Origin of the sequence: Mycolicibacterium pallens (assembly GCF_019456675.1) — a bacterium.
Taxonomy (GTDB): domain Bacteria; phylum Actinomycetota; class Actinomycetes; order Mycobacteriales; family Mycobacteriaceae; genus Mycobacterium; species Mycobacterium crocinum.
The window spans coordinates 1,643,985-1,669,242 of the sequence record NZ_CP080333.1 but is presented as its reverse complement, the minus strand read 5'-3'; the positions used below and the strand labels follow the sequence as shown (position 1 = coordinate 1,669,242).

Here is a 25,258-nt window from a genome sequence, read left to right as displayed (position 1 = left end):
CGCACCGCGCCGGTCGTTACCGCACCGTGCCTCTCTACGATGACCCCGTGACCGAGCACGCGTTCGCCGACGAGGAGCGTCGCGCCGTCTACCGCGTCATCCACGAGCGCCGGGACATGCGCAGATTCAGTACAGGCACCTCGGTGCCCGACGCGGTGTTGGCCCGGCTGCTCGCGGCCGCTCACGCCGCTCCCAGCGTTGGACTGATGCAGCCCTGGCGGTTCATCCGTATCACCGACACGGGATTGCGGCACAAGATCCATGCCCTGGTCGACGAGGAACGCCAGCACACTGCTGCGGCACTGGGCACTCGCGCGAGCGAGTTCCTGGCGCTGAAGGTCGAGGGGATCCTCGAGTGCGCTGAGCTACTGGTGGTCGCGCTCGGCGAGGGCCGCGACAGCCATGTCTTCGGCCGACGGACGATGCCGCACATGGATTTGGCCTCGGTGTCGTGTGCGATCCAAAACCTGTGGCTCGCAGCGCGTGCCGAGGGCCTCGGCATGGGCTGGGTGTCGATCTTCGACCCGCAGCGTCTCGCCGAATTGCTGGAGATGCCCGATGGTGCCGAGCCCGTGGCCGTGCTGTGCCTGGGTCCGGTACCGGACTTCCCCGATCGCCCGGCGCTGGAAATCGACGAGTGGACGTTCGGTCGCCCACTCGCCGAGTTCGTCAGCGAAAACCGGTGGAGTTAGCCAGGATTGGTCAGCCGACCGAGGCGCAACCCACGTAGGGGATGCATCCGGTCGCCCCGCCCGGGCCGGCTGATCCGCTCGGGCCGTTCGGGATGCCGCCACTGGCGCCATTGCGGTCTGCGGTGCCGCCCGGGCCGTAGGGAATCGAGCCGGAGGCGCCGTTGCCGTCCGCCGCACCGCTCGGGCCGTACGGAATCGAACCGGCCGCGCCGTTGCCGTCCGCCGAGCCACTCGGGCCACCCGGGATCGCGCCGGAGGCGCCATTCGGACCGGCTGTGGCCACCGGACACGGGCTCCCGTCGGGGTTGACGCACCCCGGCGCGGGATCAGCGGCAGCCAGTGGAGCGGCCGCGATTGCGACGGCTGCAGCACCGGAGAGGAAAACTGATGTCAGGGAAATCGTTTTCAGTGCCATGCAAGGCCGTATACCCGGATTGACGCGTTGAAACGCCAATTCTGTTAGCTGAACTAGTTACCGTGGTCACACGCTGCGCGACAGTCTCTTTCGCATTCTCACCGCCGGCGACGCGCCGACAGAGTAGAACAAGACCGATGAAGACACTGTTCGCGGTCGCGGTGATGGCTGCGGCACTGCTGGTGGCGCCGTCGCCGGCCCGGGCCGACGAGTGCGGCGCAGCCGCGGCAGCGCAGGACGCGACCGGGTGCGTCGTGTTCGGTCCCCAGGTCATGGTCGGTCCCGGTATCGAGCTCAGCCCGGGCGTGGTGTCGCCGGTCGCCTCACCCGAGGATGCGGCGGCGCAGTCCGCATCCGGCCGACCCCCGTGTATGACCGGCGATGGTGTGCCGTACTACACGCCCGCGGACATGCCCTGCTGACGCAATTGATGACGTCCGGCGGGCCCAGGTTGTGGCCCACAGGGTCGGGTGCCATATTCGGATCCAAGCGATGAATTTGGAGGCACCGTGGCGGGACACCCCGACGACAACGCAGCTGAGCAACTAGCTCAGCTCGATCTGGAGTTGTCGGAGGAGCGCGCCCAGACATTCACGGTCCTGCATCAGGTCGACGATGTGCAGCGGACTGAGAACGGCGACTTCGACTCGGCGCTGCGCGCGATCGGCGAGACCACCGTGGAGTCGGTACCGGGCGCTCAGTACGCGGGCCTGACCGTCATTGAAGGCATCGAGCACATCACCACGAAGGGCGCGACGCACCGCTACCCCACCGTGCTCGACGAGGTGCAACGCGAAAACGGCGAGGGCCCTTGCCTTTCCGCGGCGTGGACTCATCAGATCATCCACATCGACGATCTTGCTACTGAAGACCGCTGGCCAAAATACCGTGCGGCCGCGCTCGACCGCACGCCGGTGCAATCGGTTCTCTCGTTCCGTCTGTTCGGCGAGAGCGCATTGTTCGTCGCACTGAACCTCTACGCCGAATCGGCGGGCGCCTTCGACGACGACTCCATCGAATTAGGTCTCGTCTACGCCGCACACACGAGCGTGGCCTGGAATTCGATGCGCCGCGAACAACAATTTCGCAGTGCGTTGGCGAGCCGGGATGTGATCGGCCAAGCCAAGGGACTGCTGATGGAACGGTTCAATATCGACGCGGTCGCCGCGTTCGAGCTACTGCGGAGACTGTCCCAGGAATCGAACACCCGCCTGGCCGAAATCGCGGAGCGTCTCGTCTCCGCTAGGCCGGCTGAGCAGTAACTTCTTTCGGGACTGGGCCGCGTCGCCCGTTGCGTGTAGGGTCGAGGAAGGTTGAATTTACAGCCGCGGTATTCGTCGCAGGCGTGCGGTGCACCTCGCACCCGCAATGCGAGCCTTTCGGGCGCGTCCCACACAAAACTTGCTTTTTCCTTCTATTGCTCATCGGAGCCGATTCAATGTCTTTGTCTCTTTTTCCGTCGACCAGTGACCCGCCCACCGGCCGAATCCAGTTGTCCAGCGAGTGGCCTGACACCGCCGACGTCCGTGTCAGAGTCGTCGGCGACGTCGACATGTCCACCGCCCGGCAATTCAGCGACTATGTGCTCCGCAGTGCGGCCAACTGCCGGCGGATCACCCTCGACATGACCCGGGTGACGTTCTTCGACTGCGCCGGCCTTTCGGCGCTCTACAGCATCGAGGACCGCTGCCGCATGGCGGACGTCACGCTGGACCTCGAACCCGCACAATGTGTCTCGCGTGTCATCACTCTCTGCGAGTCGTTGTGCGCATAAGCCCGCCCGCCGCTAGCCGTTGACGGACGCAGGCTTCTAGCCCCGCTTCTTGTTGCCCTTTCCGTGGCCTCCGCCGCCGCCCGGCGCGCCCGGTTGATCCTCGACCGCTGGAGCGGGTTGTTGGACGACCGGGCTCGGCGGTGGCGCGACGCTCGGCGGTGGGGCTACGGGGGTACTGGTGCTGACCGGTTGCGGTGCCGGCGTCGTCGACGACGGGTCCATTGCCAGCGCCACCACCGAGATGGCCAGGGCACCAAGAACGCCGGCCGCAATCCCGTACTTGCGGCCTGCCGTGCGCTGACGCCGCCGCGGCGGCGGATAGTGCGTGACCGGAACGGGCGGGCCCTCAAGCACTTTGGTCGCCGGCCGCTGTACCGGCACGGCCCCGTCGAGTAGCGCCCGCCGATCGCCGGACAGAGCAGCGCGCATCTGTTCGGCACTGCCGAAGCGCTGCGCAGGATCTCGTGCGATCGCACGGTCGATAACGGCGGCCAGCACCGGGTCGGCGTCGGCGCGCACCGAGGCCACCGGCGGTGGTGTGCTGCCCATGATCGCGTGTGCCAGCGCAGCGGGATTGTCTTGCGGGAACAGTCGTCGACCCAGCAGCGCCTCGTAGCCCAGCAGCCCGACCGCGTAGAGATCGTCTCGGATCGACGCGGGAGCCCCGGCGATACGCTCGGGGCTCATGTAGCACATCGTGCCCACGATCTGGCCAGTCATCGTGTAGGCAGCACCACCGGTCTTGGCGATGCCGAAGTCGGCGACCTTCATCGAGTCACCTGGCGCAGATACCAGGATGTTGCCCGGCTTGATGTCCCGATGTAACACCCCGGCGGCGTGCGCTGCGCTCAGACCGGCAAGAACATCATCGAGCATCGCGCGGACGTGATGCGCCGGCATCGGGCCGGCGGCGATGACGTCGGCGAGGGTCTGACCGGGCAGGCGCTCCATCACGATGAACGGACTGCCGTGGTGTTCGCCGAAGTCGTACACCGTGACGATGTTCTGATGGCAGAGCTGCGCCGCCGAGCGTGCTTCGTCCTCGAATCGGCTGCGAACCCCCGGCTCCGCGATCAGCGCGGGGTGCAGCAGTTTGATGGCCACCGGCCGATTCAGCCTGGTGTCCCAACCTTCGCGGACCTCAGCCATGCCGCCGCGACCGAGAACCCCGTGCAGCGCGTAGCGGTCCACGAGCATGTCGTGGCCGGTCATACTCTCTCCGTAGCCGCAATGACGTTGATGCAAACCAGCATTAAACGCTCTACTTGCTTCGCAGTTGTGTGCCGTGGGTGACTCATCTCGCAAGTGAGCCTAACCTTCTTTACCTATCCGCTGGTGAGGCGCCCACCGGGCCGCGCGAACGCGCCGTTCACATCGAAAGTTCAAGCAGCCCAACATGAAATGCCGTATCGGTGTAACGTTTCGGCGTCCCCGAGCGACCTGCGCAACGCCTGGCAGCCGGTGTCGATGGCATGTTCGACGCTGCATCACCCGCATCACCACCAACGCCGGCCGGGCGGCGCCGCTCAGCGTCGTCCGCCGAACGTTCCGCCCGCGGGTTCACCTGATCGCTCGGTCAGTCCAGGGTTGCGAGCTAGGCTTTTGACGCTTCGGTTAATACAAGCCCCGCAATCAGGGGTGACCTGCAAAGGAACCGCATGAAATTCGCGCAGTCGAGCAGGCTGTTCAGCCTCTCGCGCGAGACTGCGCGATCGATCGCCGAAGAGGCGGCACGCTTGGAGGCGGCCGGACACCGCGTCATGCGCCTGGATACCGGCGACCCGTTTCCGTTCGGTTTCGAGCCGCCGGCCGAACTGATTCGCGACATCGCCGAAACCCTCACTTCCTCGGCCGGATACACCCCCACCAAGGGGCTGCTGTCGGCGCGGGAAGCCGTCGTGCGATACCACTGCGCCCGCGGGGTCCCGGGTATCGACGTCGAGCATGTGTTCCTCGGCAACGGCGCATCCGAACTGATCACGATCGCGATGACCGCGCTGCTCGACGAGCGCGACGAGGTCCTGGTGCCCGCGCCTGACTTCCCCGTGTGGACCGACGCCGTGAACGTCAATGGCGGCCGCGCCGTCCACTATCGGTGCGACGAGTCATCGGACTGGTATCCCGACATCGCCGATATCGCGGCGAAGGTGACCGCGCGCACCCGGGCGATCGTCATCATCAACCCCAACAACCCGACCGGTGCGGTGTATCCGCCGGAGGTGTTGACCGGCATTCTGGACATCGCACGCGAGCACAACCTCATCGTGTGCTCGGACGAGATCTACGACAAAATCCTCTTCGACGACGCCGTCCACGTCACGACGGCGTCACTGGCGCCCGATCTGCTGTGCCTGACGTTCAACGGCCTGTCAAAGGCATACCGCTGCGCAGGATTCCGCGCGGGCTGGCTGGCGGTGTCCGGACCGACCGATCACGCCGTGAGCTACCTCGACGGTCTGACCACCGTCGCCGGTCTGCGCCGCTGCGCGAATGCACCTGCCCAGCAAGCGATTCGGATCGCCCTCGAAGCCGACCGGTCCGGGCACGACCTCACGCTGCCGGCCGGCCTACTACAGGACCAACGCGACCGGGCGTGGGCCGCCCTGAATTCGATTCCCGGGGTCTCCTGCGTGAAACCGCGGGGCGCGCTCTACGCGTTCCCCAAGATCGACCTCAACGTGTATCCGATCCGCGACGACGAGCAGTTCGTCCTGGACCTGTTGCTGCAGGAGAAGATTCACCTCGTCCCCGGCACCGGCCTCAGTTGGCCTGAGCCCGACCACGTCCGGATCGTGACGCTGCCGTCGGCCGAGGAACTCGAGACCACCATCGACAGCATCGGAGGATTCCTGGCGACTTATCGCCAGTGATCGCGACGTGCGGGCCCGGCCACCGACCCACTCTCGAAGCGAGGCCCCTCAGCTCCCTAGTCGCCGTGTCGGTCCGCGTTCGCATGGATTGCGTCGCGGCAGAAGGCCGCGAGACCCGGAAGCCCGAATGACTCGTCGTAAGTGGCGACGTACCGCGGATCGCTGACGTACATGTCGCCCAGGTTGCGGTGAAAAGCCGGCGGGCAGTCGTAGAACCAGCGATTCACGTGCAGCCGGTGTTTTTCCGCGGCATCCATCGCCTGCGGCGAGTCAGCAGGAAGTCCCGCGCGGAACGCGTCAGCCAATGCCTTTTCGACGGCTTCCCCTTCGGACTTGATCTGGACCCACTCCTGCTTGCCGTAGGACTTCGTCCGGCGCTTCGATTCCTTCCACTCCGCGGTCTCGCCCCACTTCTGTTCAGCCTCGGCCTGGTAGTCGTCGAAACCATCGCCGAAGAGTTCGCGCATATCGTCGTCGGTCATGGGTGTGTTGCTCATTGCTTTGTCCAATGCGTGATCGATTGCGTCGATGAGGCTCTTCATCTCATCGAACCTGGCCATGACGCGTTCGCGCTGACGAATCAAGTGGCTGACCACGTCGCCCTCGTCGAGCAGGGTCGCGATCTCGTCGAGAGGCAACTCGAGGCGGCGGTAGACGATGATCTGAGACAGCCGGGTCAGGTCTTCCGACGTGTACAACCGATAGCCCGATGCCGCGCGCTTACTCGCGGTCAGCAGCCCGATTTCGTCGTAGTGGTGAAGCGTGCGCACCGTGATGCCGAATCGCTTCGCGACCTCGCCCACGGTGAGTTCGTCCACCTGCATCTCCTGCGTCACATCACTCATGTTCGCGCCTCACGCCGCGTGAGGGTCAAGTCGTCGGGCGTCGGGCGATCACCGTCAACGCGATCTCGCGGCTCGGTTTGGTCGCGATCCCGCGCGGCACCGCACGTGGCGGTCTGCCGTCCGGCACAGCCGACAGGTCGAGGGTCTTCATGATCGTACCGATCGCGACCGCCAGCTCGTTGTGCGCGAAGGCCGCGCCGATGCAACGCCGGTATCCCCCGCCGAACGGCGCGTACTGGAACGGAGACGGCCTGCACCTCAGGAACCGGTCCGGGTCGAAGGTGTCCGGTTTCGCCCATATCTCAGGATTGAAATGCAAGGCAGGCAACGCGATTCCGACCACATCACCGGGCGAACAGGCGACGCCGGCAACCGTGAGCGGGCCGGTGAGCCTGCGCAGGACGATCGGCACCGTGGGGTGCACGCGCAGGGTTTCCTGAATGACCGCACCGAGGTACGGCAGAGCCGCGATCTCAGCGGGTGTGGTGGCGGTGGCCAGCTCGTCGAGGACGTGTCTGCGAATGCCTTCGTCGCGGTGAATGTGGTAGAGCGCCCACGCCAATGAGGTCGAACTTGTCTCATGCCCGGCCGCGAGCATCGTGCGCAGTTGGTCCCGAAGCGCCGCGTCGGTGAGGCCGTTGCCCTCGTCGTCGGTGGCGTTGAGAATCAGGTCGAGTACATCGCCGCGGTGGTCGCCGCTGCACCTGCGCTCGTCGATCTGTTCGGACAGCAACTCATCGAGTAGAGCGCGCAACGCGACCAGGCGGGCCCACGGGCCCCGGCCCGCGATATCGCGACGTAGCCAGGGAACCAGCATCAGCGCCGCGCCACCGGTCCGCAGCAATTGTGTTGTCACTCGCGAGAACTCGGTGCGTCGCCTGCGATCGGTCACGCCGAACACCACCCGGATCACCACATCCAGGGTGATCGCCTGACTCGTCCGGCCGGCCAGCAGGCGATCCCCGGATTGCAGTGCCGCGATCTCGTGCTCGGTGGTTTCGGCGATCAGATCGACGTAGGAACGCATGAGTTCACCGCGAAAAGCCTGTGCCACGACACTTCGAGCCCGGCGATGCGCCTCACCGGAGAGCAAGATCAGCGAATTCGCGCCGACGATCGGCTCGATCGGATTGGGCAGCGGTGCCCGGCATAGTGTCCCTGGGGCGGACAGAATGTCGCGGGCACCGTCTTCGGTCGAAAAGAACAACACCTCACCGAGTCCCGGAAATCGCACCGCGAACGGTGCACCGTCGCCGGCGTGGCGCCGGAAGAATCCCTCCGGGTCGACGCCCGCCCATACGGCACGCCCGAGTGCAGCCGCCGTCCCCGTGAGCCTCACGTGCGACGCGCCAGGACAATCTGGTTGCGGCCCAGGCGGCTGAACTCGACGGTGATGGCCGGATCGGCGTGGGCGGCCAATGTGCGGAACGCCGAGGGGCTGTATGCACGCAGCGAGCTGATCAGTCCGTCGTGGGCGAATGGCAGCAGAACGAACGGCAGCATCGACGCCAGCCGCACGAGGTGCACCACAGCCGAGGGCCGGTACAGATCGCAGATCAGCAGCGTGTCGGCGACTCGGGTTCCCTCCGCGAGGACGCGCGCGGCCTGAGCCGGTGGCAGGTGATGAAACGACAGAGCGAACAGGGCCAGATCGTAGGAGCCGTCTGCTGCGTCGATCTCGGTTGCATCGATGCGGCGGACGGTGGCCCGCGGGTCGCGGCCCAGCTCGCCGGCGGCGATGTCGGCCACCGACACCGGGTCGATGTCGCTGACCGTGACGTGTGCGGTGGGCCGCAGCTTCAGCACTGCCCGCGACAGCGCCCCATGGCCGGCGCCCAGTTCCAGGACCCTCGGTGCGTCGACGTCGGCGACCAGGGGCAGGGCCCGGGCCGCGAGGTGCTCGTGGTCCCGCAGGAGCCGGCCCATCCAGTCCAGCGACCAGATCACCTGTCGCTTGACCCGCTCATTCACGTCATCGCGGTCCAGGTATTCCGGGCGGCCCGTTTGCAGCCGACGATCGAGCCAGGAGGCGTCGAACCCGGCACGCGGCATGGTCGCGATGTCCATCTGAGCCCTCCTATCCCGGTGACGCCTCGTCGACGACCGCTTCCACCACGCTGAGCGGGGACGCGGTCGGAACCACCCGCGTCAGCCGGAACCCGGCCTGCGCCAACAGAGTTCGGTACTCGTGTTCGGTGCGCTCGCGTGATCCGAGATTCAGCAGCATCTCCAGGTCCACCCAGTTCTCCGGGCCGTCACGGCCGTTCTCCCGGACGACCATTTCGACGAGCAGGACGGTCGCGCGCGGGCGGCCGAGGAGCAACAGCTTCCCGGGGCTGCGCCTCCTGCTGCTCCCGGCGCTCCGCCCGCCCCCGGCGCGGTCCCCGCGCCAGCTGCTCCCGCACCCGCTCCGGCCAAGCCGCGTCCGTGAGTGTGGGTGCTATGCACGAAATTCGGTCGAAATCGGTGCATAACACCCACACTCGGCACGTGTTCATGCGGTTGCCGGCTGCGCTCGCCGTCCTGACGACGGCGATGGCCGGCGTGGTGAGTCCGCACGCAGCCGCTGACACGTCTCTGCCGTCATGTCCGCAGTCGAACCCGGTGATCACCCCGTCGGGCAAGTCACCACAGGTCGACTGCACCCTGCATTCCGGCGATCTCGACTTCGCCGTCCAGTACTGGAGGGTGCCGGAGTTGCCGAAGCCCGGAGCGGTCAAGGTCACCGTCACCGACCCGTCGGGGGCGGTGGTCCAGACGATCGACGAACTGCTGGAGCCGTCGACCCCGGGAGGCGTTGGGCTGCAGGACATCGACGGCGACGGCCGCGAGGAACTGATCATCCCGATCTCGCAGAATCTGCTGAACGGCGGCAACCCCAACACCCGGTTCGCGGTATGGCGCGCCCACGACGACAGCCGGCATTACGAACGCACCCAGATGGTCGGTCAGGCCGTGTATCCCAGCGGCGACGGCTATCTGGTCAGCAATGGTGGCGGCCTGTCCAGCCGGGACCTCACCTTCTATCTGCCGACCGGCGCCGGGTACACCCTCGTCGTGGTATTGACCATCGAGGTCTTGGAGGCTGATCCGGCCACCAACAAGGCGTTGACTGTCAACTGCCGCGCCCACCAGGAGGACGGCCTGCACGCGGTCGACATGAGCATCCGCCAGGCCGAGGACTACTTCTGCAATTCACCTGCCGCCAAGGCGATTTGGCCCGACGCAGAGCGGGTCCAGATCAAACGCTGGGGCGTTTTCGGAAACTGAACCGCTAACGACGGGTCCACACAGTGACATCGCGCGCTGCTCGACGCTCCGTCGGGGGCAACGGCTCGGCATCCTCCACCGGGCGTCCGACACGAATCAGGGCCTGCGGATGGGCCGCACCGTCGAACACCTCGCATGCCAGCGCCAGTCGGCTTCGGGTGTCGTTCAACGGTTCGGTCAGCGGGCAGCTCGCGAACCCCATCGCGGTGGCCGTCAGCGCCACGTGGCTGAGCGCTTCACCGGCTCGCAACCGCATGTCGTCACCGTCGTTGCGCGTGCCCAGAACCAGCAACACCGCGCCATCGGGCGTTTCGTTGGACTGCTCGCCCGTGGGGTAGCGAAGCTCGACGGCGCCGTCGTCGAGCCGAGTCCACCGCGACGTCGGGACAACCTGAAGATCCACATCCAGACGCCTGGCCCGGATGTACAGCATCTCCAGCGTGCCGGGTGCAATCCGCCGGGTGCTGTAGGGGCGGCGGTCGGCGCGTCGCTGCGGTATGGCCGAAGCCAATTCGCGCCACCCACCCTGAGGCGGCTGCTCGACCACTTCCAGGATCGCCAGATGGCTGTTGTCGGCACGGTCGGGGAACCGCCGGACGCTCGGGTGCCAGCCCGCGGCCGCCAACGCGACGATGCAGTGATCGAGAACCGCCCCGCAGCCCAGGAGGACGTCGCGGCGGTCCGCCGGGGTGTCGCCGGCCCGGCGACTCCAGTCCGCATACAGGTGCACGGCCTCGCCGTCGACCTGCCAGCGCCACGGCTGCAGGTTGCGCAGAGAAGGGGCGCGGGCAGCGACGTCCAGCACTGTCTCCAGCGTTGCCGCGTCGGGCAAGGAACTCACCTGCCGTCTCACCTCCGTCCGTCACGTCGTTCCCGATTATCCTCGGGGCCAACGCTAGGGCGCGCACCATTCGCGTACCGCGACGAGCAGATCCCTGGCCTTCGCCAGATCGCTCGCGAGTCGCTCCGGTGTCGCCGGGCGGTACGGGTCGCCGTTGTCGATCTGCGACGCCACCATGTTCGACCGGATCCGGAGGTCGATGCCGGGCGGACTGCTCAGATTGTGCAGCGGACTCAACGGGGCCCGAACCTGGGCAGCCACCCACGGTGGCGTTCCGGTCGGGGCGATGTCGTTGAACACAGCTTCCAACCGATCCGCCGCCGGCAGCAGCACAGCGCAGTCGTCATCGCCGGCCACCGCCGTGGGGGCAGATATCAGGCACACGGTCGCGATGAACGCGAGCGGAGCACCAATTATGGGTCGACGCATCGGGTCTACCTTCGCACGCGGGCGCACGACCGTTGCGGGGTTCGATCCAGAACAGCGGAGGAAAAATCTCCACCCGTCACACTAGATATTCGCCAATGGCCACGCTAAGATCGTCACCGTACAGAGCACAGGATCAGATGCGCGGGAGATGAACTGCCCGTGAGCGTGTGGCGCTACATCAGGCCGCACGGCGAAGACGGAAGTGGGATACACGAAAGGAGGACGTTGCCGTCGGATCGCCCGCGATTGTCAGTTCGGGCGGATGCCGCATTTTCTCTAGCAGTATCAACAGATGGTAGTGATCCCCTGAGGGTCGGTATCCCCGTGTCGGTGTCGTAAGCGTACTCGGGGATACCGACCCTCCCTCGCTTGTGAACATCCGAAAGGCGCAGTCGTAGAAGCAGATAGCAGTTCCGCAGAACCAGATGCGAACGACAAGTTCGACGACGAGGACTACCCGGCCTACAGCATGGGCAGCGCCGCGCAAATCCTCGGCACCACACCCGCATTTCTACGAAGCCTCGACGAGGCGAAGCTCCTGACGCCTCAACGCTCCGAAGGCGGACACCGCCGCTATTCCCGTTACCAGCTGCGCGTCGCGGCCAGAGCCCGCGAACTTCTTGATCAGGGCATCGCGCTGGAAGCCGCCTGCCGCATCATCGTCCTCGAGGACCAACTGGCCGAGGCCAATGCCATCAACGCGGCACTCCACCGTCGACTCGACGGCGCTTCCGAGGGACAGCCGCCGACGGGATGAGTTTTCGCGCAGCCATGCGTTCTGGCAGTCGACGAGCGATTCCTCAAGGCGGTCAGGAGAACAAACATGAGCGTGGACAACATTTCCCGGGCGGACGAGCTGGTGCCGTCGCGCTACGCGGTGCAGGTCGGCGATATCGAGGTGCTGGTAATCAGCGACGGCGTCCTCCCGATCACCGCGTCGACGTTGGCGACCACCACGCCGTCCGCTGAGCTCGCGGGCTGGCTGGACGGCCAGTTCCTGCCCCGCGACGTCGTCGACTGGCCGCTCAACGTGGTCGTCGTGCGCACGGGCGGCCGGACGATTCTCGTCGACGCCGGGCTCGGAGTGGAGTTCCCGGATTTCCCGCGGGCCGGGCAGACCGTCCACCGGCTCGAGGCCGTCGGAATCGACCCCGGCGCAGTCAATGACGTGGTGCTGACCCACCTGCACATGGACCACATCGGTGGACTGCTCACCGACGGGCTGAAGGCGCGCCTGCGCCCGGATCTGCGCGTTCACGTGGCCAGCCGCGAGGCGGAGTTCTGGGAGAAGCCTGATTTCACTCACACCGTGATGCCGCAGCCGATTCCGGATGTGCTGCGGCGCACCGCAACACAGTTCCTCAGCGACTACCGTGGCCAGCTTCACCCGTTCGAGACGGAGTACGAAGTCGCGCCGGGTGTTCTGATCAGCCGGACCGGTGGGCACACACCGGGGCACAGCATCGTTCGGCTGGAATCCCGAAGTGAACGTTTGACCTTCGCCGGTGATGCGGTGTTCGCGCCCGGCTTCGATAATCCCGAGTGGCAGAACGGTTTCGAACACGATCCGAAGGAGGCCGCCCGCGTGCGAGTGAACCTGCTGCGCGAGGTCGCGGCTACCGGCGAAGCACTCGTGGCCACCCACCTGCCGTTCCCGTCGGTCTGCCACGTCGCGACGGCCGGCGACGTGTTCCGCTGTGTGCCTGCGGTGTGGGACTACTGAGTCCCCCGGCTACCAGCGGGCAGGGGCGGGCGTGTCGATGGACAGCGGGCGATCGTAGGACAGATCCGAGCGATCCCGGGTGCCGACAAGGTAGCCCTTGTCGGTGAAGAACGGCGATTGCAGCACCCGGGCGTCGGCGATGAACATCCCCTCGACAGTGGAGCGGCGGACGGCGATGCGCCACTGCCCGTCCCGGCGCTCCAGGCGGTCGATGTAGCGCCCGGTGATGAACTGCGCCGTCTTCCCGTCCGAGCCGATCAGAACGACGATGACGTAGCTGTCGGCATGCGCGGTGTCACCGTCGATCTCGCATGTGTGGGTGGTGATGTTGTGCGTGTGCACCGCCGACGTCTCGGCGTGCGTCGCGTTGGCCCATTCACCGTATTTCGGGCCCGCATTGATCGCATGGCCGTGCTCGTCCACGCCGTCGTCGTGGTAGGCCGACGTGATCAGGTCGATGTCGTGCCGGTCGCAGCCGCGTGCGTGCCGGGATATGCAATCCAGGATCTCCGTGCGATCCATGAGGTAACGGACATCGCTGCGCAGAGTGTCCATCTCGGCATCCGTGGTGGTCATGCCTCTCCTCATAGGTGGGTGTTTGTCGATGCTCGACGAGACTATACGATCGTATAGCACCAGTCGAGTGTCAGAATATCGGTAACCGACGGAGCGAGGAGACATGGCGACATCGTCGCGGCGCGTGGGCGCCGAAACGTCGAAGACCAGGGACGTACTGCTCGACTGCGTCGAGAAAATGATGCTGGAAGAGGGATATGCCAGCGTCACGTACCGGGCGCTGGCCGCAAAAGCCGGCGTGACCCCCAGCTTGGTTCAGTACTACTTCCCCACCCTGGACGACATCTTCATCGCAGCGATCCGCCGATACTCCGAGCGCGGCATTGCCCACCTCACCGATCTGATGCAGCGCCGAACCGAAGATCCCCTGCGGGCAGTGTGGGAATACAGCTGGGACGAGGCGACCGGTGCGATGATCACCGAGTTCATGGCTTTGGGCAATCACCGCAAGTCGATCCGCACCGAGATCGCAGCGGTCACCGAAGCCACTCGCCGACTCCAATTGGAGGCGCTGGTCGCAAAGTTCGGCAAGAACGCGAAACCGATCGGCGACCTGTCGCTGCCGGCCTTACAGCTCCTGATGTCCGGCCTGCCGAAGTTCCTAAACCTCGAGGAGGACATCGGCGTGAAGTCAGCGCACGCCGAGGTGACGGAAGCCTTTGAGCGCTATATCGATTCGGTTGAGCCCAAGGCGACAGCCAAGCCGAAGCGGAAGTCCCCGGCCCGCAAACCCGCATCGGGCCGCTAGACCTCACTCGCCGACGAACATCCCGCGGTACCCGTACGCCGGATGACGATCACTGATATCGGCTCCGCCACCGAAGAGCTTCTCCCGCAGCGTCCCGGCCCGGTACTCGCGTTGCATCAAGCCCCGCGCCTGCAGAACAGGCACCACGTGTTCGAAGAACTCGTCATAGCTCTGCGGCATCAGCGCGTTCATGATCTGCACTCCGTCGACCCCGGCCGCCTGATACTCGACAAGTCGATCGGCGATGGTCTCGGGTGAGCCAACGACCATCTGCGGCAAAGACAGTGACGTCAAGAAGTCCTTGACCGTCGGCTTTGTGCCCTCTGGCCAGGCGTTGATCATCGACAGGAACGCACCGCGGATGCCGGGGATCTCGTCGATGATGTCCTCGAGCGGCGTCGACGGCTCGTAGCGTCCGAGATCCATTCCGCTGAGGCTGGAGAAGTATGCCGTCTGGGCTTCCTGGCTGCGGAACTCCTCCAGCTCGCCCCATTTTCGGTACGCCTCGTCATCCGTGGAGCCGGTGACGAACATCATGCCCTGCAAGAATTTGATGTCGCCGTCGCGGCGGCCCCGCTCTCGAGCCAGTCCCCGCACGGTATCGATCTGCTGGGCAATCGTTTCCAACGACATCGCCGACAGGAACATGAGTTCTGCATGGCTGCTGGCGAATTCGAGACCAGCCGGAGAGCCACCGGCCTGTGCCAGCACGGGTGTGCGCTGTGGCGACGGCTCCATGAGATTGAATCCTTCGACGCTGTAGCGCTTGCCCTGATGGTTGATGTCATGCACCTTGGCGGGGTCGGCGTACCGGCCCGCTGCAACGTCGTTGACGACGGCATCGACGTCCCACGACCCCTCCCAGAGCTTGTAGACGACGTCGACGTACTCGTCGGCCCAGGCATAGCGCTCTTCATGGGAGAGGTTGCCGGGCAAGCCAAGGTTGCGAAAGGCCTGTTCGTTCGCCGACGTGACGATGTTCCATCCGATACGCCCGTTGCTGAGGTGATCGAGTGTCGCTGCGGCGCGCGCGAATACGAAGGGGTGGTGTTGGATGACCGAACTGGTGTACAGGAAACCGATGTCAGTCGTCTGGTGCGCCATGGCGGGGATGAGCATCGTGCAGTCCCCGATCGGCACGTTCATCGCCATCTCGAAGATCACATCACGAGATCCGTTGTATTCGCCCTGGACGCCGATCACGTCGGTGAAGAAGAACGCGTCGATCTTGGCTTGCTCTGCGCGCTTGGCGAGGTCCACCCACAGGTCGAAGTTCTTGAATTCGCGGTTGCGGGCCTGGGGATGGCGCCAGATGCCATGGAAGTTGTGCCCGATGGAATCCATCACCAGCAGGGTGAAGATCATGCGTTTCGACATCTCGACCTCGTCTGCAGTTGATCAGGCCCTCGGCAAGCCGAGGACGCGGTGGGCGATGACATTGCGTTGAATTTCCGAGGTGCCGCCGGCGATGGTGGCGCCGAAGCTCCGGAGGTAGCGGGTGAACCAACTGCTTGTGTAGGCCTCGAGGTGGTAGGGCGAGAACGCGCTTGTCTGAGCTGGGTCGCGCAAACCATCACCGCCTGCGGTTGCCAGGGCGGCGTGCGCTGCCGCTTGAATCGCTTCGGATCCCAGCAGTTTCAGCACCGACATCGACGATGGATCGGCTTCCCCGCGCGCAGCGCGGCCGAGTTCGGCCGATCCGAGCAGCCGAAGCGACCACAAGTCCATGACGAGCGTCGCGTACGAATCCCGGTCAACCGGCCCCCGAGGTTTCCAATCGTCGACGAACTCCTGTAATCGATCGGCATAACTGAGCCACAGCAGTGTCCGTTCGTGTCCCAACGAGGAATTGGCCACCATCCACCCCTCGTTCAGCCCGCCCACCAGATTGTCCGCAGGCACCCGCGCATCGGAGAAGAAGACCTCGTTGAAGTCGACGTCGTCGCGGCCGCACGCCGACGCGAACGGCCGTCGCGTGACACCCGGGGTATCGGTGGGGATCATCAGCACGCTGATGCCCTTGTGCTTGGGAACGGACGGATCGGTGCGCACCAGGGTGAACAAGACGTCAGCGTCGTGGGCTCCTGAGGTCCACACCTTCTGACCGTTGACGACGAAGTGAGCTCCGTCGCGGACCGCCCGGGTGCGCAGCGATGCGAGATCTGATCCGGCTTCGGGCTCACTCATGCCCAGTGCGGCAACGATTTCGGCGCGCAGAATGGGCACAGCCCAACGTTGGTGCTGTTCGGGGGTGCCGTATTCGATCAATGATGCGGCGACGATCCCCACACCCTGGGGATTGAAGGTCTGGTAGATGCGCCGGCGCGACAGCTCCTGGAAGTACACATACTGCTCCACGACCGTCGCGTTCCGACCACCGAACCCGGGAGGATAGCCGGGCTGCAGCCAGCCGTTGTCGAACAAGAGGCATTGCCACTGCCGCGCCCAGGGCGGAACGTCTGCGCTTGAGCGGGGGCGTTCGGCGGCGGCCACGGCTTCCTCCGGCAGATGTTCGTCCAGAAAAGCCACGAACTCGGCGCGGAAGGACTCGATGTCGGCGTCGAAGTCGAGTTGCACTGTCCCTCCTTATGTTTCGCCCGGCCTGCGCTACCGCATCACATGCGGGAACTGCTGATGCGGGTGCACGTCAAACATGTCCCGGTACGACGGCGGCTGACGGCCCTCGTCGTCAGTGATGCCGTACTTCACCGCGAGCTCGGCGCCGATGAGCGTCTGGCCGCTCACCGCCATCAGGTCGGGGTCGTTGTAGAGCGCCCAGATCACATGGCCGGTCAACTCCGGCGTTTCTGCGCTGTCGAGGATGTGTCCGAACTTCTCCGGGTTGCTGTCGACTATTTTCCGGACCCGATCGGTGAGCAGTGACCCCATCCAGATCGACACTGCCGCAACACCGAACTCACGAAAGTCGACCGCCATGTCGGCGGCCATCTTGTCGGTGCCGGCCTTCGGTACGCCATAAGCAGGGCCGAACGCATAGTGCACCGCACCCGAGGAGGACGAGAAGGCGACCAATCCCCTGCTCTGCGGGATCATCAGTGGTGCCGCGTACACCGTCGCGACGTAACTGCTCCGCAATCCCACGTCGAGGGTGTCGATTACGTTGATTGGCTCGTCCCAGAATTTGGTGCGTCCCATCATCTCGTCGCGAATGATCGCAGCGTTGTTGACCAGAATGTCGACTCGGCCGTGGTCGCGTCGGATTTGATCGAACAGCGCCTCAACCTGGGCGTCGTCACCATGGTCGACGGCGACGGCGATGCCGACGCCCCCTGCATCGGTCACCCTCGCGGCAGTCGCATCGATGGTGTCCCCGCGGGCCGGGGCCCCGGTCTCCCGCGTGCGGCCGGTGACGTAAACGGTGCAACCGTGGCTACCGAGCGCATGGGCGATCCCTGCCCCGGCCCCGCGGCTCGCTCCGGTGACCACCGCGATCGGTTTGTCAGACATCGATTTTCGCCGCTTCCTTCAGTTCGGTGATGGGACGGGCGAGCCCCTGTTCGTCGCAGATGACCTGGAGCCGCTCGACTGTCTCGGCGACACCGGCACCGACCCGCCTACCCGGCGTGAACGACGCGGGCAGATGGCGCATCCCCTGGATCACTCCGATGCTGTCGTAGTGCACAGTCCCCTCAGCTATGCGCCGGTAATCCGGCAGCCGGTCCAACACGGCGGTGAGCATTGCCTTGAACACCGTGCGGGCGACGTTCGATCCGATGCACCGGTGCACGCCGAGTCCGAAACTGAAGTGCCGATTGCCTTTCCGGTCGAGAATCACCTGGTCAGGGTCACCGAATACCGCGGGATCGCGGTTGGCCATCGCCCAGGACAGCCAGAGCCGCTGCCCCTCCCGCAGCGTCGTGCCGTCAAGGTCCATGTCTTCGGCCAGCGTGCGACCGTCACCGGGCGCCGGCGTGAAGTACCGCAGGAATTCCTCGGTCGCCGGATTCAGTAGTGCGGCGCGGTCCTTACTGAGCCGGTCACGCTCGTCGGGGTGGTCGGACAACCATTCCAACGCGTGCGCGGTCAGCGCGGTCGTCGTGTCGAATCCACCACCGATCAACAGGTTCAGCATGCCCAAGAGCTCGATGTCGGGCGGCGCTTGGCCGTCGATCCGTAGCTTCGCCAGGGCGTCGATGATGCCGGGCCGGGGGTGCTCACGAATCTCGGCGAGGTTGGTGAACAGGTCGACACCCATCGCCATGTACAACTCGCGCACCCGCGCGGCGTCCGGCGAATCGGGCGGGGTGTACACCGATGCGTGCGCAGGCTCGTTGTAGAGCGTCCACTTCTTTAGCCGGACACCGAGCATGGCCAGAGTCAGCACGGCCGGCACCACATTGGCGAGGTCGTCGACGAAGTCGATTGTCCCCGATTCGATGTAGTCGTCGAGGCACGCGCGCACGATCTCGTCGATGAATGGCTCCCACCGCTTGACCGCGGCCGGTGACAGGTAGGGGTTCAGCGCAGTGCGGTAGTAGCGGTGCTCGGGGTCGTCCATCTCCAGCATGCCGCCGCGGAAGCCTTCCGCCTCGAGCATCAGCGGGATGGAGATTCCCTTGTAGCCGCGGCGTTCGTTGTGGATATCGTGGTCATTGGATATGTGCGGACACCGGGCGAGTTCGAAGACTTCCCTGCTGCCGGCAGCCACCCAGTGGCCGTCATAGGTGTCAGTCCACGCAATTGGGCACCGCTGATGCATCTCGTGAGTGATGTCGAGGAAACGGTCGCGATAGTCGGCGGCGTGACGATCGAAGTGATATCGCTGGGCGGTCACGTCACCGCATCCGGGGGCGGCCATGGGCGGCACGGCCCGCCAACACCTGATCGACCATCACTGCTATGAGGCACGCGTGGTCCCTCACCTCTTTCGACTCCGGCGGGGCCGAGGGTGGATCACCGTCAACGCGCACCGTACCTCCTCAAAGTCATTGCGAAATAATGTGTTCTGTCGATCGCGCGAGATCAGAGCACCGCACCACCGTTGACACCGATCACTTGCCCGTTGACGTATCCCGCGCCCTCCGAACACAGGAAGGAGCACACCGCGGCCACTTCTTCGCCCACCCCGAGCCGGCCGGCCGGGATCGCGCGGGTGAGCAACTCAGTGGCGGGAAGTTTGCCTTCCTCCTGCTGCTGTCGAAGCATCGGGGAATCGATGACGAACGGCGGCACGGTGTTGGCGGTGATGCCTTTGCGGGCGTAGTCCAGGGCCACCGTCTTGGTCATGGCGATGACGCCACCCTTCGTCGCCGAATAATGCCCCTGCGCCGGCGCGCCCTGCTGTCCGGCGGCCGATGAAATGGTCACGATGCGACCCCACTTGCCGGCCACCATGTCCGACAACGCGGCTCGGATGCACAGGAACGTTCCGGTGAGGTTCACCGCGAGGTAGCGGTTCCACTCGTCGAGGGTGATTTTGTCGAATCGGGTGAAGCCCGCAATCGCCGCGCTCGTCACCAGGATCTCAATGGGGCCGTAGGCGTCTCGAACTGCGGCGAACGCGGCTTCCACCGCGTGCTCGTCTGAGACGTCGACCCCGACGGCGAGGGCGTCGCCGCCCGTCGCTGTGATCGCCGAGGCGACGATGTTGGCGGCGTCGGCGTTCACGTCCAGCACGGCCACCCGATGGCCATCGGCGGCGAGATGCGCACTGATCGCTTGGCCCAGACCGGATCCCCCACCGGTCACCACTGCAGTTCGACTCACTGCGACTACTCCCTCATCTTCTGCTGTACGAATGTATAGCGTAAGTCCTGGCGCTACACAAGGCGTGTGGGCTCATACACCCGCGGGCCCGGGCGCGCCATGCATGTACAACGTCTGACCCGAGCAGAAACTGGACGCGTCGGAGGCGAAAAAGAGCACGCCGTAACCGATCTCGTCAGGTTCGCCGAGGCGGCCGAGTCCATTGGTCATGGCGATGGCCTCCGGGTCAAGCCCGTATCGTGCAGCGTCATCGGTCAGGGTCGCCGCGCGCACGGCGCCCACCGCGATCGCGTTGACGCGGATTCCCTTCTTGGCCCACGCGGATGCCATCGATCCGGTCAAGTTGTTCACCGCCGCCTTGGCCGCGGCGTAGGGCGCCGCCTGCGGCATGGCGAGCAGGCTGGCACCCGAAGAGATGTTGACGATCGCGCCTTTGCCCTGGGCCATCATCGGTTTGGCCGCCGCTTTCGACAGGTGCCACACCGCTTTGAAGTTGAGCGCCAGCACGTTCTCGAAGTCGTCGTCCGGCCATTTGAGAATCGACTTGGTTTCCGCCCCGCCTGCACAGTTGACGAGGATGTCGAGCCGCCCGAACTCCGCCAGTGTCGTCTCGACCAAACCACGACAGGCCTCGGCCGTCGTCACATCGGTGGGCACTGGCAGGGCACGGCGACCCATCGCGATCACTTCCTTGGCGGTGGATTCCAACGGATCAGGCCGCCGGCCGGCCAGTACGACGTCAGCACCATGCTCGGCGAGAACCAGTGCGGCGCCGCGCCCGATCCCGGTCCCCCCTCCGGTGATGACGGCGACGCGGCCGTCCAGTGAGAACCGATTGTTCATTGCGCTCCCTCGGGTTGTGCAGGCGGATGTTGTACGAGCGTATACCGCTCCTATACAGTCGTACAGCATCGACCCGGAGGAGCTGACGTTGAGCGATTTGTTTTACGACCCGTGGGACTTCGACATCGACCTGGATCCCTACCCCACGTACCGGCGTCTGCGCGACGAGTGCCCGGTCTACTACAACGAGCGGCACGACTTCTGGGGTATCAGCCGCTACGCCGACGTGGATGCAGCACTGAAAGACACCACGAGGCTCAGCTCAGCCAAGGGCGACATCCTCGAGGTCGTCATGACCGATCCAGTGATGCCGCCCGGCATTTTCATCAACGAGGATCCGCCGCTCCACACGATCCACCGCGCGATCGTCTCCCGGGCTTTCACACCCAAAAAGATGCGAGCGATCGAGGACAAGATTCGCGCCTTCTGCGTGGCGTGCCTGGATCCACTGGTCGGCGGTACGCATTTCGACTTCGTGGAAGATCTGGGCGCCGAACTGCCCATGCGCACAATCGGCATGCTGGCCGGCATCCCCGACGCCGAACAGCCGGCCGTCCGGGAACATGCCAATCAGGTGTTGCGCAACGAGCCGGGCAAGCCGATGGCGATCAAGAAGGACCGCTACTTCACCGGTGAAATGTTCGGCGAGTACGTCGAATGGCGCGAGAAGAACCCGTCCGACGACCTGATCACCGAGCTGCTCAACGTCGAATTCGAGGACGAACACGCCGTCACGCGCAAGCTCACCAAGCAAGAGCTGATCGTGTTTCTCGCGGTGGTCGCCGGCGCGGGCGTCGAGACCACGGGCCGGTTGTTCGGCTGGATGGGCAAGGTGCTGGCCGAACATCCCGACCAGCGCAAAGAACTCGCGCAAGACCACACCCTGATCCCGACCGCGATCGAGGAACTGCTGCGTTACGAACCGCCCGGTCCGCACGTCGCCCGCTACGTCACCACCGATGATGTCACCTTCCAGGGACAGGTGATCCCCTCAGGCAAGCCGCTGCTGCTCATGCTGGCCTCCGCCAACCGCGACGAACGGCACTTCGACGACCCCGACACGTTCGATATTCACCGAAAGCCCGGTGGGCATTTGACGTTCGGGCGCGGTGCGCACTTCTGCGTCGGTTCTCCCCTGGCCCGGCTCGAGGGTCGTGTTGCGCTGGAGGAAGTCCTCAAGCGATGGCCCGAGTGGGAGATCGACATGACCGGTGCACGCCGATCACGAACCTCGACGGTGCGCGGCTGGGACAGCATGCCGGCGGTCGTCGGCTGACATGAGCTCTCCGCGCTTTGGCCTCAGCGGTCGTCGAGGATGAAATCGGCGGCGCGCCAGGCCATCGCCATGATCGGGCCGTTGAGGTTGCCGGCCACCATGGTCGGCAACACCGAACAGTCGACGATCCTCAGGCCGTCGATCCCACGCACCCGAAGCTGACCGTCGACGACGTCGTCGTCGCCGGGTCCCATCGCGCAGCTGCCCGCAGCGTGGTAGCCGCAATATCCGCCGTCGAAGGCGGCATCGATCAGTTCGTCATCAGAGCGCACGCGTGCTCCGGGATAGGTTTCGTGGCTGATGCGCTGTGCGATTGGCGCTTGCTCGAAGATCCTTCGCATCGTGCGCAACAGATTGGCTGCTGTCTCCCGGTCGTGATCGGTGTCCAGGTAATTCGGGTTGATCCGCAGCGCCGCATGAGGATCCGCGGAGGTGATCTCGAGCGAGCCCTCCGACGTCGGACGTAACACCATGCCAAGGCACGAAACACCAGCCTGCCGCTCGATCTCGACCGGCTCACCGGTGTTGTACGGCGGAATGGTCCAAGGGCCCATCATCAGCTGCCCGTCGGGGCGGTCGGCGCCCGGTTGCGACTTCACGAACGCGACGATGTCGAACGAGGGTGCGGCGAGTGGGCCCTTGCGCGTCGCCAGGTACCGGACCCCCGTCATCGCCTGCGCCACACTGCTCGACAGTTGCCGGTTGTAGCCGAGGTCATCGTTCAGCTGAAGCCGCAGGGTGGCGCACCGGTGTTCATGGAGCCTGCGACCGACATTGGTTCGTTCGAGATACACCTCGACGCCTGCCGTGCGCAAAATGTCCCGCGGTCCGATCCCGGACAGCTGCAGCACCTTTGGCGTATTCAAGCTGCCCATGCTGAGGATGACTTCCCGCGCGGCGTGCACCGCGACGGTGCGACCCCGGTGCGAAATCATCACGCCGACCGCCCTGCCTTTGTCCAGGATCAGCCGTTGCACTTCTGCGTGGGTACGGACCGTCAGGTTGGAGCGGTGCAGCACCGGCTTCAGAAAGGCGGTGGCGGCGCTCACCCGTCGGCCGTTCTTGATCGTCGACGTGGCGTATCCGATACGTTCACCATCTGATTCATTGATGTCCTGCACGCGGGACAAGCCTGCCGACACACCGGCTTCGATCATCTCGTCGCACACCGGGTCCGGATCGCGAGGCACCGAGACGTGGACCGGTCCACCGGTACCGCGGGTGGGTGACGCACCAAACTCGTTGTCCTCGAAACCCCGAAAGACCGGGAGCATGTCGTCCCAGCCCCAACCCTTGTTACCGAGCCGCTCCAGGCCGTCCCAGTCGGCCCGCCCGCCACGGTTGTAGATCATGCCGTTGATGGAACTGGATCCGCCGAGCACCTTGCCGCGCATCCACTGCTCGCTGTGCGGGTGAGGGCCGAAAGGCGTGGTCTGGTAGTGCCACATGTGCTTGTCGCTCTCGAAGAGCTTGCCCGACCCCTTGGGTACCGCGAACAGCGGATTGCGATCGCTACCACCGGCTTCCAGCAACAGGACTTTGACAGCAGGGTTCGCCGACAGCCGGTTCGCCAGGACACAGCCGGCGGAGCCGGCGCCGGCGATGATGTAGTCGTAGTTCGTCATGAGATCCCGCCGCTCAGCGAATCTGACCCAGTCCACCGGCCACCACCAGCGACTCGCCGGTGATGTAACTGGCTTCCCCGCTCAGCATGAACACGGTCGCATACGCGATATCCCACCCAGTTGCCTGCCGCCCCAGCGGAAACTGGATCTGCGAACGGGATTTCACGTGCGCGCTTCCATATCGGCCGAGCGGGGTGTCGACGGGCCCGGGGATCACCTGGTTGGCGCGGATTCCGCGCGGGGCGCCTTCCAGCGCGACGTGCCGGCAGACACCGAACAGCGCAGCTTTGGAGGCGTCGTAGGCCGGAAATCGGGTGCCGGCCCGCAAGCTTGCCGCCGACCCGATGAAGACCATCGAGCCGCCGTCGTCCAGAACAGGCATGGCCGCGCGAGCGACCAAGAAGTGAGACCGGACGTTCAACGCGAAGAGGTCATCCCACAGCTCGGGTGTCGTGCCCTCCAGCCCCTGCCCCGCACCGAACCCGACATTGGCGACCACGCCGTCAAGGCCGCCGAGCCCTGCGCGAGCCTCCGCGACGAGGCGTTCACAGTCATCGGCATCGCGGACGTCAGCGACGACGGACACCGCCGTCACTCCCTCGTGTTCGCACATGTCCGACGTGCGGTGCGCGGCCTCCGGGTCCACATCCACGCAGGCGACGTCCGCGCCTTCGCGTGCACACAGCACGGCGATGGCGCGACCGTTTCCGATCGGTGCATCGTCTTCATCGCAGGCGCGGGTGCCGGCCCCGACCACGACGACGCGACGGCCGGCCAACCGTCCGCGCCCAGGCGCGGTGCCCAATGTCTCGGGAGTGAGCGTCATGGTCAGCACCGTACTCTTATGCTGTACGACTGTACAACCATCATGCCAGGGACGTAGCTTCACAGGATGACACCCTCACCCCGGTTGAAACCGCTGAACGTTGACGAGTGGGATGACGATGCGCTGCAGGCACTCCGGCAAGCATTCCCTGCCGGAGTCATCGATCAAATGCGGGTATCAGGAAAACCGCCGAACGTGCTGGCGACCATGCTGCATCACCCGGCGCTGGCCGGGCCGTTCACGGCCTACGGTAATGTGTTGCTCAGGCGGCCGGCGATCGGACATCGCAATCGAGAGCTGATGCTGTTGCGGGTCGCCTGGCGCACCGGAGCCGTGTACGAGTGGGTGCACCATGTGCTGCTGGCGTCTCAGTACGGCATCACTCAGGACGACATCGACGCCTTCGTCGTCGGCACGATGTCACCAACCTGGACCGCGACCGAACGGGACCTCATCACCGCTACCGACGAAATGCTCAACTCCTACCGGATATCGGATGACACCTGGCGACGCCTGGCCAACCACTTCGACGCCCAGCAGATGGTGGAGATCCCATTCGTCGTCGGGACGTACACTTGCCTCGCGATGGCGTTCAACAGCTGGAATCTGGCCGTGGAGAGTCATGTTGACAGCCAAGGGATTCCGCTGCCGACACGGGTTGAGACCTCATCTCCGCGATGAGATCGAACATCTGCTCATGGTATTCATTGGAGTCCCGCGCTGACTGCACCACGTGCGTCATGTCTCGGATTTCGTCAGCCTCGGCCGTCGCGGCATC

General features: G+C 65.2%; 28 protein-coding genes. 11 read left to right on the top strand and 17 right to left on the bottom strand.

What is annotated here, in order from left to right; translation table 11 throughout:
* Positions 1-47: 47 nt before the first annotated feature.
* Positions 48-692, top strand: coding sequence for a 5,6-dimethylbenzimidazole synthase (bluB, locus tag K0O64_RS08155; RefSeq protein WP_071946926.1), 645 nt, complete (start codon positions 48-50; stop codon positions 690-692).
* A 10-nt stretch (positions 693-702) separates the two neighbouring features.
* Here the strand turns inward: bluB and K0O64_RS08150 are convergent, their stop codons facing one another.
* A complete protein-coding gene (locus K0O64_RS08150; RefSeq protein WP_096310691.1) occupies positions 703-1,107 on the bottom strand; it encodes a hypothetical protein in 405 nt (134 codons plus the stop codon).
* Positions 1,108-1,244: 137 nt separating this feature from the next.
* Here K0O64_RS08150 and K0O64_RS08145 point away from each other — a divergent pair, with 137 nt between their 5' ends.
* The 3 genes from K0O64_RS08145 to K0O64_RS08135 all read left to right on the top strand — a co-directional run bounded on the left by K0O64_RS08145 (position 1,245) and on the right by K0O64_RS08135 (position 2,881).
* Complete coding sequence (locus K0O64_RS08145) at positions 1,245-1,529, top strand: hypothetical protein (protein WP_096310689.1); 285 nt, start codon at positions 1,245-1,247, stop codon at positions 1,527-1,529.
* 144 nt (positions 1,530-1,673) lie between these two features.
* Positions 1,674-2,369, top strand: a complete 696-nt coding sequence (locus tag K0O64_RS08140; RefSeq protein ID WP_071950008.1) for a GAF and ANTAR domain-containing protein — start codon at positions 1,674-1,676, stop codon at positions 2,367-2,369.
* Between the two features lie 176 nt (positions 2,370-2,545).
* Positions 2,546-2,881, top strand: a complete 336-nt coding sequence (locus K0O64_RS08135; protein ID WP_071946930.1) for an STAS domain-containing protein — start codon at positions 2,546-2,548, stop codon at positions 2,879-2,881.
* A gap of 36 nt (positions 2,882-2,917) precedes the next feature.
* Here the strand turns inward: K0O64_RS08135 and K0O64_RS08130 are convergent, their stop codons facing one another.
* Positions 2,918-4,093, bottom strand: a complete 1,176-nt coding sequence (locus K0O64_RS08130) for a serine/threonine-protein kinase (protein WP_071946932.1) — start codon at positions 4,091-4,093, stop codon at positions 2,918-2,920.
* 446 nt (positions 4,094-4,539) lie between these two features.
* Between K0O64_RS08130 and K0O64_RS08125 the strand changes: the two genes are divergently transcribed.
* Positions 4,540-5,751, top strand: coding sequence for a pyridoxal phosphate-dependent aminotransferase (locus K0O64_RS08125; RefSeq protein WP_071946934.1), 1,212 nt, complete (start codon positions 4,540-4,542; stop codon positions 5,749-5,751).
* Positions 5,752-5,807: 56 nt separating this feature from the next.
* On the opposite strand, the gene K0O64_RS08120 is transcribed toward K0O64_RS08125, so the two are convergent.
* From K0O64_RS08120 to K0O64_RS08105, 4 genes are read right to left on the bottom strand one after another with little or no spacing between them, the layout of a single operon-like run.
* Positions 5,808-6,569 (bottom strand): MerR family transcriptional regulator, encoded by a 762-nt coding sequence (locus K0O64_RS08120; RefSeq protein ID WP_071950009.1) that lies wholly within the window; start codon positions 6,567-6,569, stop codon positions 5,808-5,810.
* Positions 6,570-6,621: 52 nt separating this feature from the next.
* On the bottom strand, positions 6,622-7,935 hold the full coding sequence (locus K0O64_RS08115) for a cytochrome P450 (protein WP_071946936.1): 1,314 nt from the start codon (positions 7,933-7,935) through the stop codon (positions 6,622-6,624).
* Positions 7,932-8,663, bottom strand: a complete 732-nt coding sequence (locus K0O64_RS08110; protein WP_071946938.1) for a class I SAM-dependent methyltransferase — start codon at positions 8,661-8,663, stop codon at positions 7,932-7,934. The genes K0O64_RS08115 and K0O64_RS08110 overlap by 4 nt, the downstream gene beginning before the upstream one ends.
* Before the next feature lie 10 nt (positions 8,664-8,673).
* Positions 8,674-8,919: a methyltransferase gene (locus tag K0O64_RS08105; RefSeq protein ID WP_225933656.1), complete on the bottom strand. Its 246-nt coding sequence runs from the start codon at positions 8,917-8,919 to the stop codon at positions 8,674-8,676.
* A 173-nt stretch (positions 8,920-9,092) separates the two neighbouring features.
* Between K0O64_RS08105 and K0O64_RS08100 the strand changes: the two genes are divergently transcribed.
* Positions 9,093-9,866: a hypothetical protein gene (locus K0O64_RS08100; RefSeq protein ID WP_071950010.1), complete on the top strand. Its 774-nt coding sequence runs from the start codon at positions 9,093-9,095 to the stop codon at positions 9,864-9,866.
* 4 nt (positions 9,867-9,870) lie between these two features.
* On the opposite strand, the gene K0O64_RS08095 is transcribed toward K0O64_RS08100, so the two are convergent.
* Both K0O64_RS08095 and K0O64_RS08090 read right to left on the bottom strand, forming a co-directional pair.
* On the bottom strand, positions 9,871-10,707 hold the full coding sequence (locus K0O64_RS08095) for a nitroreductase (RefSeq protein ID WP_071946942.1): 837 nt from the start codon (positions 10,705-10,707) through the stop codon (positions 9,871-9,873).
* Positions 10,708-10,761: 54 nt separating this feature from the next.
* Entirely contained in the window at positions 10,762-11,136 is a 375-nt protein-coding gene (locus K0O64_RS08090) for a hypothetical protein (protein ID WP_071950011.1), read from the bottom strand.
* A gap of 469 nt (positions 11,137-11,605) precedes the next feature.
* On the opposite strand from K0O64_RS08090, the gene K0O64_RS08085 reads away from it, so the two are divergent.
* Both K0O64_RS08085 and K0O64_RS08080 read left to right on the top strand, forming a co-directional pair.
* Positions 11,606-11,893, top strand: a complete 288-nt coding sequence (locus K0O64_RS08085; RefSeq protein ID WP_071946944.1) for a helix-turn-helix domain-containing protein — start codon at positions 11,606-11,608, stop codon at positions 11,891-11,893.
* Positions 11,894-11,959: 66 nt separating this feature from the next.
* Complete coding sequence (locus K0O64_RS08080) at positions 11,960-12,859, top strand: MBL fold metallo-hydrolase (protein ID WP_220046276.1); 900 nt, start codon at positions 11,960-11,962, stop codon at positions 12,857-12,859.
* 9 nt (positions 12,860-12,868) lie between these two features.
* Here the strand turns inward: K0O64_RS08080 and K0O64_RS08075 are convergent, their stop codons facing one another.
* Positions 12,869-13,435, bottom strand: a complete 567-nt coding sequence (locus K0O64_RS08075; protein WP_096310683.1) for a nuclear transport factor 2 family protein — start codon at positions 13,433-13,435, stop codon at positions 12,869-12,871.
* 103 nt (positions 13,436-13,538) lie between these two features.
* Here K0O64_RS08075 and K0O64_RS08070 point away from each other — a divergent pair, with 103 nt between their 5' ends.
* On the top strand, positions 13,539-14,183 hold the full coding sequence (locus K0O64_RS08070; protein ID WP_096310681.1) for a TetR/AcrR family transcriptional regulator: 645 nt from the start codon (positions 13,539-13,541) through the stop codon (positions 14,181-14,183).
* Between the two features lie 3 nt (positions 14,184-14,186).
* On the opposite strand, the gene K0O64_RS08065 is transcribed toward K0O64_RS08070, so the two are convergent.
* From K0O64_RS08065 to K0O64_RS08040, 6 genes are all read right to left on the bottom strand, one after another.
* Positions 14,187-15,560 (bottom strand): LLM class flavin-dependent oxidoreductase, encoded by a 1,374-nt coding sequence (locus K0O64_RS08065; RefSeq protein WP_096310679.1) that lies wholly within the window; start codon positions 15,558-15,560, stop codon positions 14,187-14,189.
* A 21-nt stretch (positions 15,561-15,581) separates the two neighbouring features.
* The gene (locus tag K0O64_RS08060; protein ID WP_096310677.1) at positions 15,582-16,760 is read right to left on the bottom strand and encodes an acyl-CoA dehydrogenase family protein; all 1,179 of its coding nucleotides are present in this window, start codon (positions 16,758-16,760) and stop codon (positions 15,582-15,584) included.
* A 30-nt stretch (positions 16,761-16,790) separates the two neighbouring features.
* Positions 16,791-17,651 carry an SDR family NAD(P)-dependent oxidoreductase gene (locus K0O64_RS08055; RefSeq protein WP_096310676.1) on the bottom strand — a complete coding sequence of 287 codons (861 nt, stop codon included), beginning with the start codon at positions 17,649-17,651 and terminating at the stop codon, positions 16,791-16,793.
* Positions 17,644-19,002, bottom strand: coding sequence for a cytochrome P450 (locus K0O64_RS08050; protein WP_220046275.1), 1,359 nt, complete (start codon positions 19,000-19,002; stop codon positions 17,644-17,646). Before K0O64_RS08050 ends, K0O64_RS08055 begins: the two co-directional genes overlap by 8 nt.
* 164 nt (positions 19,003-19,166) lie before the next feature.
* Positions 19,167-19,910 (bottom strand): SDR family NAD(P)-dependent oxidoreductase, encoded by a 744-nt coding sequence (locus K0O64_RS08045; RefSeq protein WP_071946960.1) that lies wholly within the window; start codon positions 19,908-19,910, stop codon positions 19,167-19,169.
* Positions 19,911-19,982: 72 nt separating this feature from the next.
* Positions 19,983-20,753 (bottom strand): SDR family NAD(P)-dependent oxidoreductase, encoded by a 771-nt coding sequence (locus K0O64_RS08040; protein WP_096310672.1) that lies wholly within the window; start codon positions 20,751-20,753, stop codon positions 19,983-19,985.
* An 88-nt stretch (positions 20,754-20,841) separates the two neighbouring features.
* On the opposite strand from K0O64_RS08040, the gene K0O64_RS08035 reads away from it, so the two are divergent.
* Entirely contained in the window at positions 20,842-22,029 is a 1,188-nt protein-coding gene (locus tag K0O64_RS08035) for a cytochrome P450 (RefSeq protein ID WP_096310670.1), read from the top strand.
* Between the two features lie 23 nt (positions 22,030-22,052).
* On the opposite strand, the gene K0O64_RS08030 is transcribed toward K0O64_RS08035, so the two are convergent.
* The gene (locus tag K0O64_RS08030) at positions 22,053-23,654 is read right to left on the bottom strand and encodes a GMC family oxidoreductase (RefSeq protein ID WP_096310668.1); all 1,602 of its coding nucleotides are present in this window, start codon (positions 23,652-23,654) and stop codon (positions 22,053-22,055) included.
* A 13-nt stretch (positions 23,655-23,667) separates the two neighbouring features.
* Positions 23,668-24,480, bottom strand: a complete 813-nt coding sequence (locus K0O64_RS08025) for an SDR family NAD(P)-dependent oxidoreductase (protein ID WP_096312752.1) — start codon at positions 24,478-24,480, stop codon at positions 23,668-23,670.
* A gap of 66 nt (positions 24,481-24,546) precedes the next feature.
* Between K0O64_RS08025 and K0O64_RS08020 the strand changes: the two genes are divergently transcribed.
* The gene (locus tag K0O64_RS08020; RefSeq protein WP_096310666.1) at positions 24,547-25,161 is read left to right on the top strand and encodes a carboxymuconolactone decarboxylase family protein; all 615 of its coding nucleotides are present in this window, start codon (positions 24,547-24,549) and stop codon (positions 25,159-25,161) included.
* Positions 25,162-25,258 lie beyond the last annotated feature (97 nt).

Bases quoted from the DNA above. Each gene is read 5' to 3' on its own strand.
- K0O64_RS08145 (WP_096310689.1), top strand. From the start codon at position 1,245: ATGAAGACACTGTTCGCGGTCGCGGTGATGGCTGCGGCACTGCTGGTG.
- K0O64_RS08020 (WP_096310666.1), top strand. From the start codon at position 24,547: ATGACACCCTCACCCCGGTTGAAACCGCTGAACGTTGACGAGTGGGAT.
- K0O64_RS08050 (WP_220046275.1), bottom strand. From the start codon at position 19,002: ATGGCCGCCCCCGGATGCGGTGACGTGACCGCCCAGCGATATCACTTC.
- K0O64_RS08040 (WP_096310672.1), bottom strand. From the start codon at position 20,753: ATGAACAATCGGTTCTCACTGGACGGCCGCGTCGCCGTCATCACCGGA.
- K0O64_RS08150 (WP_096310691.1), bottom strand. From the start codon at position 1,107: ATGGCACTGAAAACGATTTCCCTGACATCAGTTTTCCTCTCCGGTGCT.
- K0O64_RS08125 (WP_071946934.1), top strand. From the start codon at position 4,540: ATGAAATTCGCGCAGTCGAGCAGGCTGTTCAGCCTCTCGCGCGAGACT.
- K0O64_RS08075 (WP_096310683.1), bottom strand. From the start codon at position 13,435: ATGACCACCACGGATGCCGAGATGGACACTCTGCGCAGCGATGTCCGT.
- K0O64_RS08055 (WP_096310676.1), bottom strand. From the start codon at position 17,651: ATGTCTGACAAACCGATCGCGGTGGTCACCGGAGCGAGCCGCGGGGCC.
- K0O64_RS08135 (WP_071946930.1), top strand. From the start codon at position 2,546: ATGTCTTTGTCTCTTTTTCCGTCGACCAGTGACCCGCCCACCGGCCGA.
- K0O64_RS08080 (WP_220046276.1), top strand. From the start codon at position 11,960: ATGAGCGTGGACAACATTTCCCGGGCGGACGAGCTGGTGCCGTCGCGC.
- K0O64_RS08065 (WP_096310679.1), bottom strand. From the start codon at position 15,560: ATGTCGAAACGCATGATCTTCACCCTGCTGGTGATGGATTCCATCGGG.
- K0O64_RS08070 (WP_096310681.1), top strand. From the start codon at position 13,539: ATGGCGACATCGTCGCGGCGCGTGGGCGCCGAAACGTCGAAGACCAGG.
- K0O64_RS08030 (WP_096310668.1), bottom strand. From the start codon at position 23,654: ATGACGAACTACGACTACATCATCGCCGGCGCCGGCTCCGCCGGCTGT.
- K0O64_RS08100 (WP_071950010.1), top strand. From the start codon at position 9,093: ATGCGGTTGCCGGCTGCGCTCGCCGTCCTGACGACGGCGATGGCCGGC.
- K0O64_RS08130 (WP_071946932.1), bottom strand. From the start codon at position 4,093: ATGACCGGCCACGACATGCTCGTGGACCGCTACGCGCTGCACGGGGTT.
- K0O64_RS08090 (WP_071950011.1), bottom strand. From the start codon at position 11,136: ATGCGTCGACCCATAATTGGTGCTCCGCTCGCGTTCATCGCGACCGTG.
- K0O64_RS08085 (WP_071946944.1), top strand. From the start codon at position 11,606: ATGGGCAGCGCCGCGCAAATCCTCGGCACCACACCCGCATTTCTACGA.
- K0O64_RS08110 (WP_071946938.1), bottom strand. From the start codon at position 8,663: ATGGACATCGCGACCATGCCGCGTGCCGGGTTCGACGCCTCCTGGCTC.
- K0O64_RS08025 (WP_096312752.1), bottom strand. From the start codon at position 24,480: ATGACGCTCACTCCCGAGACATTGGGCACCGCGCCTGGGCGCGGACGG.